The sequence below is a fragment of the Curtobacterium sp. MCBD17_035 genome, from assembly GCF_003234815.2.
Classification (GTDB): domain Bacteria; phylum Actinomycetota; class Actinomycetes; order Actinomycetales; family Microbacteriaceae; genus Curtobacterium.
Genome location: NZ_CP126279.1, coordinates 1,176,481 through 1,187,813, shown reverse-complemented (window position 1 = coordinate 1,187,813; position 11,333 = coordinate 1,176,481). Strand labels below are relative to the sequence as shown.

The following is an 11,333-nucleotide window of genomic DNA, read 5'->3' as shown; positions in this document are numbered from 1 at the left end:
CGAGACATCCAGTGCTGCGTCATCCCTTCAGGCCCGCGAAGGTCATCGTCGCGACGAACTGCTTCTGCGCGGCCAGGAAGAACAGGATCAGCGGCAGCGTGGCGATCACGTTGCCCGCCATGAGCAGGGACCACTCCGTACGTCGCGAGCCCTGGAAGTTCGTCAGGCCGAGCTGCAGCGTGAACGCGTGCTCGTTGTTGATCGCGATGAGCGGCCAGACGAGGTCGTTCCAGGAGCCGAGCAGGGTGAAGATCGCGAGCGTCGCCAGCGCCGGCCGGGCCAGCGGCAGGATGATCCGGAAGAACACCTGGAGGCGCGTGCACCCGTCGATGAGGCCGGCCTCCTCGAGTTCCGCGGGGAGCGACAGGAAGAACTGCCGCATCAGGAAGATCCCGAACGCCGAGGCGAGCCACGGGACGATGGCCGCGCCGAGGTGGTCGATGAGCCCGACCCGGGCGAACATGACGTACGTCGGCACCATGAGCAGCTGTGTCGGGATCATGATCGTGGCGAGGACCGCGAGGAACGCGAACGAGCGGCCCGGGAACGACAGCCGCGCGAAGCCGTAGCCGGCGAGCGAGCACAGCACGAGGTGGGAGCCGACCGCCGCCGCGGACACGATGACGGTGTTGAGCAGCCAGTGCAGGATGTCCGACTGCGCGAACAGCTGCCGGAACCCGTCGAGCGTCACGTGCGAGGGGATGAAGGCCGGCGGGAACGCGTTGATCTCGGCGGCCGGTTCCACCGACGTGATGAACATCTCGAGGAACGGCAGGAGGAACAGGAACGCCACCGGGACCAGCAGGAAGTGCCAGCCGCTGAACGGGAGTCTCCGGCGCCGACGGGCGAGCGGCGCGGGGAGCGGCCGGGTCCGGGCGCGCCCGTGCTCGGCGGACAGGGTGGGGAGGTCGATGGCCATCAGCGGGACCGCCTTCCGGAGGTGCGCGTGTACACGGTCACGGACACCGTGAGGATGAGGGTGACGAAGAACATCGCGTACGCGATCGCCGAGCCGTAGCCGAACTGGAGGCCCTGGAACGAGACCTTCCAGAGGTAGGAGACGATCGTCTCGGTGGCGTCGAGCGGCCCGCCGCGGGTGGTGGCGTACACGAGGTCGAACAGCTGGAGCGCCTCCAGGGCCTGGTAGATGCCGACGAACACCGTGACGGGCGCGAGCGACGGCCACACCACCCGCCAGAAGACCTGCCACGAGTTCGCCCCGTCGATCCGAGCCGCCTCGATGACGTCACCGGGGACGTCCTGGAGCGCGGCGAGGTAGATCACCGTCGTGAACGCCGCCTGGCCCCACAGGGACATGATCGTGACGACGATCATGGCCTCGTGGCGGTCCTCGAGCCATCCCTGCTGCGGCAGGTGCACCACCCGCAGCACGTTGTTGACGAGCCCGAACTGCGGGCTGAAGAGGTAGGTGGTCAGGATGCCGGTGGCGGCCGCCGACGCGACGAACGGCACGAAGATCGCCGTCCGGTAGAGGCCGATGAACCGGATCCGTCGGTTCAGCGCCACGGCCAGGAACAGCCCGAGGAGCACCGATGCCGGCACGAACAGGACCGTGTAGAGCAGCGTGTGCAGGACGGCGGCGTGCAGTTCCCCGTCCGAGAGCAGCGCCTGGTAGTTCTGCGCCCCGACGGAGACCGCGGCGCTGAACCCGTCCCACTTCTGGAACGAGAGGACGAGGGCCCACACCCCGGGGAAGACGGTGAGCCCGAGCACGATGACGAGGGCAGGGGTGACGAACCCCCAGCCTTCCAGTCCGTCCCGGAACGACCTCCGCCGGCGTCCGGCGGCGGCCGCCGCCGTGGTGGTCTCCCGAGGTCGGAGCGCGAACGTGGTCACGGTCGCCTCCTACTTGCCCGCGAGCGCTTTGTCGGCTGCGACGGTGGCCGTCTTCAATGCTGACGAGGGCGTCCCCTGGCCCTGCAGGACCTGTGACACCGCGGCACCGACCGCTTGGGACAGCCCGTTGTACCCGGGGACCGTCGGCCGGGCCTGCTTGGCGTTGGCCGAGTTCTGCTCCATCACCTCGAGCCCGGGGAGCGCCGTGACCTGCTGCTGGAACTCGGCACTGTCGGCCTCGCTCGAGCGGAGCGGCAGGTTGCCGTACGACACGTTGAACTGCTCGTCCTGCTCGTCCGACGTCAGCCACTGGGTGAACCGCTCGGCCCAGTAGGCACGGTCGGCGTCGTGGTGGTCGAACAGGGTCCACAGGTCGGGTCCGGACACCGTCTGGTGGTCGCCGTTCGTCCCGGGGAGCCGCACCACGCCGTACGAGGTCCCCGCGGTCTTGAGCGCCGACAGTTCCCAGGGGCCGGAGGTGATCATGCCGATGTGGTTGCTCTCGAACAGCTGCGCGAACTTCGTGTCGGTCTGGTCGAGGTAGACGCTCTTGTCGGTGATCGCGAGGTCACGCAGGTAGGTGAGGGCGTCGACGCCCGCCGTCGAGTCGAACGTCGCCTTCTTGCCGTTGCTCGACAGGATGGACCCACCGTTCTGCCAGAGGTGCGGCCACAACTGCCAGGTCGTCTCCTCGCTCCCCGACACGGAGTAGCCGTAGCCGTAGGTGTTCGTCCCCGGATCGGTGAGCTGCTTCGCCGCCTTCCGGAAGTCGGCCCAGGTCCAGTCCGCCGTCGGGTAGGCGACGTGCGCCTTGTCGAAGACGGTCTTGTTGTAGAGCAGCGACAGGTCGTCGACGACCGCGGGGAACCCGATCGTCTTCTTCCCGGTCGGCCGGGCGGTGGCCCGCGCCGCGGCGGAGAACTCGTCCCACCCGACCGACGGCTTGGCGACGTCCTTCGTGATGTCGAGCGTGCGGCCGGACTGCTCGAGCTGGCTGGCCCACGATCCGTACGTGTAGGAGACGTCGGGGTAGGTGCTCGCCGCGAAGGACGCGGAGAGCTTCTGGAGGAGCTGGTCGGTGGACGAGGCGCCCGAGGACAGGTCGATCGAGACGTTCGGGTGCTGCTGCTCGAACTCCGACACGAGGTGCTGGAGGATCTGCTCGGCCTGGTCGTCCTGGCCGGACCAGACGGTCAGGTGCACCTTCGCCTTCGTGTCGAGGGCGCCCGACGAGGTGGACGACGCGCAGCCGGTGAGGGCGGCCGCGATCGCGACCGTGGCGACGCCGAGAACGGCGCCACGACGGAGCACGGCGGCACCCCGGCGGTTGATGGTCCTGGGGAACACGTGAACTCCTTCGTTCAAGCGGGACGAGACGGCGCCGTCGGACGGGGCCGCGCGAGTCGTCCTCGGCACCCGTCACGGCCACGCATGGAGCGGGGCCTGAGCGACCTCGTCGGAGCGGCGAGCCGGTCGGTGGTGCCGCGGTGGAGGGAACGCTATTGCACCGTTCGAACGACTGGCAATCAAACGAGCACCAGCACTGATCGGTTCTGGTCCACAGGCCCGCGAAACAAGCAGGAAACATGCGCTGACGCTGCCGCACGGTCGCAGAACTGTACGAATGCGCAGTCAGAAGGGGTCGTCGGTGACACCGACGACCCCGTCGCGCTTCGCCCCGGTGGACGGATCGGGCCCTCAGCTCACGCGGCCGTGCCGTCGACGGCGTACGGCTCGATCGCGGCGAGTTCGGCAGGGGTGAGCGGCGGAGCCGTCGCCGCGCGGAGGTTCTGCTCGAGCTGCGGCACGCTGGAGGCCCCGACCAGTGCCGACGCGACCTCCGGGTGGCGCAGGACCCAGGTCAGGGCGAGCTGCGCCAGCGTCTGCCCGCGGTCCGCCGCGATGGCGGCGAGCGCGCGAGCGCGTTCCCGGTAGGGGCCGTCGAGGGCGGACGCCGGGAGGTCGCGCCCGGCCACGACACGCGAGTCACCCGGGATCGTGGCACCGAGGTAGCGATCCGTGAGCAACCCCTGCGCGAGCGGTGAGTACACCACCGCTCCCGTGCCGAGTTCCGCGAGCGTCGGGATCAACGCGTGCTCGGCCTCCCGGTCGAACATCGAGTACGGCGGCTGGTTGACCAGGAGCGGCACGCCGAGGTCGGCGAGCGCCGCGGCCGCACGCCGGGTCTGGTCGGCGTCGTGGTTGGAGACGCCGACGTAGAGTGCCTTGCCGCTCGTGACGGCGGACGCCAGGGCGCCCATCGTCTCCTCGATCGGCGTGTCCGGGTCGTACCGGTGCGAGTAGAACACGTCGACGTACTCGAGCCCGAGCCGCCCCAGGCTCTGGTCGAGCGAGGCGATCATGGACTTGCGGGACCCGAACTCGCCGTACGGCCCGGCCCACATGTCGTACCCGGCCTTCGTCGAGACGATCAGCTCGTCGCGGTGGTGGCGGAGGTCCTCCCGGAGCACCCGGCCGAACGTGACCTCGGCGCTGCCGTACGGCGGCCCGTAGTTGTTCGCGAGGTCGAAGTGGGTGACGCCCAGGTCGAACGCCCGACGGACGATCGCCCGCTGTGTCGCGTACGGGCGATCGTCCCCGAAGTTCTGCCACAGACCCAGGGCGATGGCCGGCAGCAGCAGTCCGCTCCGCCCGACCCGGTTGTACGGCATGGTGTCGTACCGCGTCACCGCTGCGGTGGAGGACATGGATCAGACCGTCCGACCGGCGGACAGGCGTGCCAGTGCGGCCTCGCCGAGCGGCTGTCCGGCGAGCTTGGCCGCGTGGAGGGCGGCGCCGATGTCCGAGGGGAACCGCGGGCTCCGCACGTCGTACCGGTCCGACCGAGCGCGGAGGGCGCGCTCGAACCCGGTCCGGACGAGTTCGGCCCTGAAGACGCCGCCCGAGTACGACACGGGTACCGGCTCGTCCGCGCCGAACCCGAGGTTGCGCTTCGTCGCCTCGACGAGTTCCACCAGGTGGTCGACCGCGCGCTCGACGATCCGCGTCGCGGCGGCGTCGTCGTCCTGCGCCGCCTCGACGACGAGGCGGGACAGCGACGCGATCCGGCCGCGGCTCCGCCCCCACCGGGTGAGCACCACGTCGATCATGTCCAGGTCCGTCTCGACCCCGACCGCGTCACGGACACGGTCGTGCAGCGAGGTACGCGGCAGCCGTCCGTCACTCATGCGGGCGAACGCGAAGAGCGCCTCCAGACCGATCCAGTACCCGGACCCCTCGTCGCCGAACAGCTCCCCCCAGCCGCCGACACGTGACGACGCCCCGGCCCGTTCGCCGTAGGTGAGGCTGCCCGTCCCGGCGACGACGTTGATCCCGTCGGCGTCGGCGAGGGAGCCGGCCCAACCCGCGATCATGTCGTTGCCGCACCGGTACCGGTCGTGTCCGAGCGCCTGCGCAGGGAGCTCGTCGAGGACGGCCACCTCGTGACTGGCCTCGCCGTAGGTGGGGATCGCGATGAACGCGTAGGTGATGGCATCGGCGGTGGTCCCCGCCGCCGCCGTCACCGCGGCGACGCCCTCGACGAGCACCTGCCGCACGTGCGGCAGCCCGTGCTCGAGGTGGTAGGCGCTCGCACCCTCGACGGCCCCGAGTTCCCGTCCGTCGTCGTCGAGCAGGACGAAGGCGGTCTTCGTGCCCCCGCCGTCGACGCCCAGGAAGACCGCCACGTCAGCGACCGTCCCCGGCGGAGTCCTCGAGCTCGTGGATGTGCACACCCTGCACGACCCGGTTCACGTCGCCGCCGGGGAACGGGTTGTCCGGCGTCGTCCCGACCCGGAGCGCGAACGAGAGCGCGAGGATCTGCGCGACCAGGATGTACGCGATCGCGAGGTACCCGTCGTCCGTGCCGCGCAGGCCCTCGAGCACGATCGCTCCCTCGCCGACGCCGTCGGTCGCGACCGACAGCACCCGGGAGGCGCCGATCGCGGTACGCAGCTCCGCCACGATGTCGAGGTCGTAGGACCGCGTGTACGGGTCGTTCGAGATGTAGACCACCACGAGCGTCTCGGCGTCGAGGACGGCCTTGGGCCCGTGCCGGAACCCGAGCGACGAGTCGTGGTAGCTCACGACGCCGCCGGCGGTCAGCTCGAGGGTCTTGAGCGCGGACTCCTGCGCCAGTGCGGCGAGCGGACCACTGCCGAGGTACACGAGTCGCCGGAGGCCGTCCTGCGCGAGCCCCTTGATCGAGTCCCAGTCCTCCCCGATCACCTGGTCCGCCGCGCTGGACAGCGCCGCGACCGTCTCGGGGGCGTCGCCGAGGAAGGCCAGCAGCGCGCTGAGCATCATCGACGTGAAGCTCGACGTCATCGCGAAGCCGGCGTCGTCCGAACGCTGCGGCATGAGCAGCACGAACGAGTCGGGCCGTTCCTGGTGCTCCTGTGCGAGCGCACCGCCGGCGTTGCAGGTGATGACGAGGTGGGAGGCATCGCCGAGGACCTGGTCGGTCAGCCGCGTCGCCGCCACGCTCTCGGGACTGTTCCCGGACCGGGCGAACGACACCAGCAACGTGGGGACGTCCTCGGCGAGGTAGTGCCGGGGGTTCGACACGATGTCGGTCGTCGCGATGCTCTCGACGCGTCGACCGGTGGCGCGGGCCACCGTCGGGGCCACGACGCCGCCGGCGAACGCCGAGGTCCCGGCACCGGTGAAGACGATGCGCAGGTCGTCGTGCGCGAGGAGCGGTGCGAGGAACGCGTCGAGGTCGGCGCGGCGCCCCTGCACGATCGATGCCGCCTCGAGCCACACGTCGGGCTGCTGTCTGATCTCCCGGAAGGTCGCGGTCGCCCCTGCGGCCGCGAGGTCGACATCGATGTCGGGGTTGGTCTCGGTCATGGTGGTTCTCCTGATGGTGAGGCTGAGGGGCGACCCCTCGGGGCCGACCCGGTGACGTGGTCGAGGTGGTCGCGCTCAGACGGTGGCGAGACCGTGCTCGGTGCCGGCACGGAGGGTGGTCGGGTCCTCGGCGACCGCGGCGTCGAGGATCGCGGTGGCCGTCGCCCGGTCGGGCACGAGCGGGTCGAGCACGAGCGCCTGGATCGCGAGCGTGCGATCACCGCGCAGTGCTGCGTCGACGACGAGCTCCTGCTGGAGCGCCCGGGCGGTGAGCACCGCGGCGATGCCGGCGGGGAGGTCCCCGACGGACACGCCGCGCACGCCGTCGGCACCGACGGCGGCCGGCACCTCGACGACCGCGGTCTCGGGGAGGTTCCCGATGAGACCGTGGTTCGGGAGGTTGACCGCGAGCTCGACGTGGGTCCGGCCCGTGCGGATCGCCGTCGCCATGGCGACGAGTCGTTCCGCCTCCTGGTCGGACGGCGGCGGCACCGGCCGGTCACCGTCCGCGAGCTCGCGCAGCTCGTCCCAGAGTCGCGACTTCTCGCCGATGTACTCGCGTGTCGCGTCGAGGCCGGCCTGGAGGCCCCACGGGAGCTCCCCCGCGCCGGCCGGACCGAGGTGGTCGGCGAAGAACTCCGCCACGTGCCGGTCGCCGGGCGCCGGGTACAGCCCGAACGTCCGCATGAGGTCCGCCGACACCGGCGCGTGCGGGCCCTCGCTCCAGTCGGAGGGAGCATCGGCGCCACCGGCCTGCGCTTCGACGAGCTCGCGGAGGCGCGGGTACAGGTCCTGGTCCGCCGTCCGGATGTCCATCAGCCAGGACAGGTGGTTCAGCCCGCCGAACGTCGTTGTGATCTCCTGCTCGGGGACCTCGAGCGCCCGGGCGAGCGCGCTCTTGGTGTGCATCGTGCCGTGACAGAGCCCGACGGCACGGATGCCCGTCTCGCGGGTGACGGCCCGGACGTTCGCGGTGAGGGGATTGCTGTAGTTGAACAGGATGGCGTCTGGAGCGACGTCGGCGATGTCGCGGCCGATCGCGACGATCTCCGGGACGTGTCGGAGCGCGCGGAGGACGCCGCCCGGTCCGACGCTGTCGCCGACCGTCTGCCGGATCCCGAACCGTTCCGGTACCTCGAGGTCACGCCGCCATCCGGCGGCCGACCCGACGGCGATGGTCGTCGTGACGAACTGCGCGCCGCGCAGGGCCTCACGTCGGTCGTGCACCGCCTCGACGCGCATGTGCGATCCGTACTGCGCGGCGATCCGGCGTCCCACGGCCGCCATGGTCTCCGCCGCCTCGGGAGCGACGTCGACCAGGCGGACCGTGATGTCGTCGAACGCCGCCGCGCGGGCGAGATCGGTCAGGAGGCCCGGAGTGAACACCGTGCTGCCCGCACCGATGAGGACGAACGCCCCGCCTCGATTCACTTGACGCTCCCCGTGAGGAGGCCGCTGACGATGTACCGGTTGAGCACGACCGCGATGGCGGCCGGGACGACGACCGCGAGGACGCCCGCCGCGCTCATCAGGGAGTACGGCACCGTGTGCCGCCCCTGCAGCGCGGCGATCACGACCGTGAGCGGTTGGGTCGAGATGTCGCTCGACAGCACGAGCGGGAACAGGAACTGCGCCCAGGCGGACAGGAACGTGATGATCGCCGTCGAGACGATGCCCGGGCGGGCGAGCGGCAGCACGATGTGCCAGAGCACGCCGAGCCGACTGGCGCCGTCCATCGACCCGGCCTCCTCGAGCGCCAGGGGCAGGCTCGACATGTAGTTGTAGAGGATCCACGTGGCGAGCGGCAGGAACCCCGACACGTACACGAGCACGATGCCGGTGTACGTGTTCACGAGCCCGGCGGTGCTGAGCATCTCGTAGAGCGGGATGAGCGTCGCGTAGGCGGGGAAGGCCATCGTCGCGAGGACCGCGTAGAACAGCACGTTCCGACCACGGAACGTCATCCGGGCGAACGCGTACGCCGCGATCGTCGCGAGCACGACGGTGACGATCGTCGCCCCGCCGCACTCGACGAAGATGTTGAGCGTCGACTGCCGGACCGACGAGGCCACGTCCCCACTGCCTCCCAGCAGGGTCGCGTAGTTGGCGAACGTCGGCGTCGGCGGGATGTAGTTGGCCGGCTTCGCGCTGATCTGCTGATCCGTCTGGAGGCTCGTGTTGAGCACCCAGTACAGCGGGACGAGCGTCCAGAGGACGATGAACGCGACGCCCAGGGGGCGCGCGACGGAACGACGGTGCATCAGAACTCCACCGGCTTGTAGACGAGTCGCACGACGGCGAGGGAGACCACGACCGTTGCGATGGTGATGAGGAGCGACAGCGCGTACCCCTCGCCGAAGTCCAGGTTCTGGAAGCTGACGAAGTAGGTCTGCTCGGTCACCGAGGCTCCGGTCGAGGCAGCGCCGTTCAACACGTACGGCTGGTCGAACACGTTGAGCGTCGCGATGATGGCCTGCACCATCGCGATCGCGATGCCCGGACGAGCGAGCGGCAGCGTCACCTGGAGGAACGACTTCCAGCCCGTCGCACCGTCGATCGACGCCGCTTCGTACAGCTCGCCGGGGATGTTCTGCAAGGCCGCCAGCACGAGCAGTGTGGACAGCGGGGTCATCTGCCACACCTGGACGATCTCGATCACCAGGATGGTGACGAATCGGTTCTGGCCGAGGAACACCTGGTAGTGGTCGATCAGGTGGAGCGACGACAGCACGCTGTTGAGCAGACCGGTGTTGCTGTCCCAGATGCCCGACCAGACGATGCCCTCGACCACGCCCGGCAGCGCCCACGGCAGGATGAGGACCGCGATGAGCACGGACCGTCCGACGAACGGCTTCTGCAGGGTGACCGCCATGACGATCCCCAGCACGGTCGAGACCACGACACCGATGACGACGTAGTAGGCCGTGTTCACCATGCTCGAGACGATCGTGTCGTCCTGGAACAGCTTCACGAAGTTGCCGAGCCCGACGAAGGAGTTCGGCGGGTCGAGCGGTTGGGCCTTGAAGAACGCCTCGACCAGCGTGATCGCCGCTGGGACGAGGGCCAGGACGACGATGAACAGCGCCAGGGGCGTGACCAGTGCGTAGGGCAGGAGGTCGAACCGTCGCCGCCCGCGGCCCGGTGTCGGCCGAGGAGCGTTCGCGCGGCCGTTCCTCCGCGCGATCCGAGTCGCACGGGACGTGGTGCTCGTACCGGCACTCACGGGGTCGTCACCTCCGTCGCGGTGCAGGGCAGGACCAGGGTCACGAGTTCCCCTTCGCGAGCGAGTTCGTGGTCTTCACGATCGCCTTGATGGCGGCGCTGACGGACTCGTTGCCCACGGCCGCAGCGTGCAGGTTCGTGTTCACGGCCCGGGAGAACTGCGGGTACCAGGACGGTGCGCCGGCCGGGAAGACGGCCTTCGAGCCCTCGAGGAGCGTGGTCAGCTCCTGGCCCTGTGCCAGGTGGCCGGACGTCGTCAGGGCCTTCATGGCGCTGAGGCGCGAGGGCGTCGGGTAGTTCGGGAGCACCTTGGAGGGCCCGTCGGCACCCGCGAACGCCGCCTGGTTCTTCGAAGACGTCATCCACTTGATGAACTCGGCGGCCGCCTTCGGGTACTTCGCCTGCTTCGGGATGCCGATGCCGTCCGGGTTGCCGAGGTTCGCCACCGGGCCGTGGACGCCGGGGGTCGGGATGTACTCGACCTGGCCCACCACCGAGGAGGACGCGGGGACGTCGTAGAGGCTGCCGACGTTGCCCGAGTAGTCCGATGTGGTCGCGGCGGTGATGCCCTTGGCCATCAAGTTCTGCATGCCCTGCGAATCGTTGACGTTGATGTTGCCGGCAGGGACGAGGCCGTCCTTCAGCGCATCGACCATCCACTCGGCCGCCTTGTACCCGGGCGAGCTCGGCGACGCGAACTGGGGCCGCCCCTGCTTGTCGAGGACGGACCCGCCGAACGCGTTCGTCAGCTGGTACCAGTGCGTCGACAGACCCTCGGCGGCGGCGAACGGGATGTTCAGCGGGGTGTCCGTGACGCCCTTCGCCTTGATCTGCCGGAGGTCCTTGGTGTACTCGCTCATCGTCGTGGGCATGGTCGTGATCCCGGCCTTGGCGAACTCGGCCTTGTTCACCGTGGTGACCATGTAGGACGAGTCGAACGGGATGCCATAGACCGTGCCCTTCGAGGTGAACGAGCTCATCTGGGGCATGTCCGGCCGCATGCTCTTGACGTCGAGGTACTGCGACATGGGGTAGAACCACCCGAGCTGGCCGAGCTGGCCGACCCGCGACCAGTCGACGTCGGTGGCATCGGCGAAGTAGGTGTGCGAGGTCGCCGCCGCCGAGATCTTGGTCTGGAGGCTGTCCCAGTCGGTGGTGGTCCACTTGACGTGGATCCCCGTGCTCTTCGTGAACTGGTCGAGTGCGGCCTGCGGAGGCGGCGGGTTCAGCCACGCCACGGTGATCGTGACGCCCTTGGTCTGGTCGGAGCCGCCGGACGAGGAGCTCCCGGAGCAACCGCTGGCGAGCAGTGACAGCCCCAGCGCACCCGCCAGGAGCGCGGTGCCCTTGAGGCTCTTTCGCGTGAATGGCATCTCATGACCCTTCTGAGACAGGGACGCATC

10 protein-coding genes are annotated in these 11,333 nt (G+C 69.7%); all 10 read right to left on the bottom strand.

Annotated features, from left to right (window positions below):
• Positions 1–19: 19 nt before the first annotated feature.
• Positions 20–919 (bottom strand): carbohydrate ABC transporter permease, encoded by a 900-nt coding sequence (locus tag DEI93_RS05665; protein ID WP_111026826.1) that lies wholly within the window; start codon positions 917–919, stop codon positions 20–22.
• Positions 919–1,857, bottom strand: a complete 939-nt coding sequence (locus tag DEI93_RS05660; RefSeq protein WP_111008549.1) for a carbohydrate ABC transporter permease — start codon at positions 1,855–1,857, stop codon at positions 919–921. The genes DEI93_RS05665 and DEI93_RS05660 overlap by 1 nt, the downstream gene beginning before the upstream one ends.
• 9 nt (positions 1,858–1,866) lie before the next feature.
• On the bottom strand, positions 1,867–3,204 hold the full coding sequence (locus DEI93_RS05655; RefSeq protein ID WP_258368383.1) for an extracellular solute-binding protein: 1,338 nt from the start codon (positions 3,202–3,204) through the stop codon (positions 1,867–1,869).
• 356 nt (positions 3,205–3,560) lie between these two features.
• Positions 3,561–4,565 (bottom strand): aldo/keto reductase, encoded by a 1,005-nt coding sequence (locus tag DEI93_RS05650; RefSeq protein WP_111026825.1) that lies wholly within the window; start codon positions 4,563–4,565, stop codon positions 3,561–3,563.
• Between the two features lie 3 nt (positions 4,566–4,568).
• A complete protein-coding gene (locus tag DEI93_RS05645; RefSeq protein ID WP_111036058.1) occupies positions 4,569–5,543 on the bottom strand; it encodes an N-acetylglucosamine kinase in 975 nt (324 codons plus the stop codon).
• A gap of 1 nt (position 5,544) precedes the next feature.
• Positions 5,545–6,708, bottom strand: a complete 1,164-nt coding sequence (locus tag DEI93_RS05640) for an SIS domain-containing protein (protein ID WP_111008546.1) — start codon at positions 6,706–6,708, stop codon at positions 5,545–5,547.
• A gap of 75 nt (positions 6,709–6,783) precedes the next feature.
• Positions 6,784–8,139, bottom strand: a complete 1,356-nt coding sequence (locus DEI93_RS05635; RefSeq protein ID WP_111119451.1) for a family 4 glycosyl hydrolase — start codon at positions 8,137–8,139, stop codon at positions 6,784–6,786.
• Entirely contained in the window at positions 8,136–8,969 is an 834-nt protein-coding gene (locus DEI93_RS05630) for a carbohydrate ABC transporter permease (RefSeq protein WP_111008544.1), read from the bottom strand. The genes DEI93_RS05635 and DEI93_RS05630 overlap by 4 nt, the downstream gene beginning before the upstream one ends.
• On the bottom strand, positions 8,969–9,931 hold the full coding sequence (locus tag DEI93_RS05625) for a carbohydrate ABC transporter permease (RefSeq protein WP_111008543.1): 963 nt from the start codon (positions 9,929–9,931) through the stop codon (positions 8,969–8,971). Before DEI93_RS05625 ends, DEI93_RS05630 begins: the two co-directional genes overlap by 1 nt.
• A 40-nt stretch (positions 9,932–9,971) precedes the next feature.
• Positions 9,972–11,303, bottom strand: a complete 1,332-nt coding sequence (locus DEI93_RS05620; RefSeq protein ID WP_111026820.1) for an ABC transporter substrate-binding protein — start codon at positions 11,301–11,303, stop codon at positions 9,972–9,974.
• Positions 11,304–11,333: the final 30 nt, after the last annotated feature.

Bases quoted from the DNA above. Each gene is read 5' to 3' on its own strand.
- DEI93_RS05665 (WP_111026826.1), bottom strand. From the start codon at position 919: ATGGCCATCGACCTCCCCACCCTGTCCGCCGAGCACGGGCGCGCCCGG.
- DEI93_RS05650 (WP_111026825.1), bottom strand. From the start codon at position 4,565: ATGTCCTCCACCGCAGCGGTGACGCGGTACGACACCATGCCGTACAAC.
- DEI93_RS05640 (WP_111008546.1), bottom strand. From the start codon at position 6,708: ATGACCGAGACCAACCCCGACATCGATGTCGACCTCGCGGCCGCAGGG.
- DEI93_RS05630 (WP_111008544.1), bottom strand. From the start codon at position 8,969: ATGCACCGTCGTTCCGTCGCGCGCCCCCTGGGCGTCGCGTTCATCGTC.
- DEI93_RS05620 (WP_111026820.1), bottom strand. From the start codon at position 11,303: ATGCCATTCACGCGAAAGAGCCTCAAGGGCACCGCGCTCCTGGCGGGT.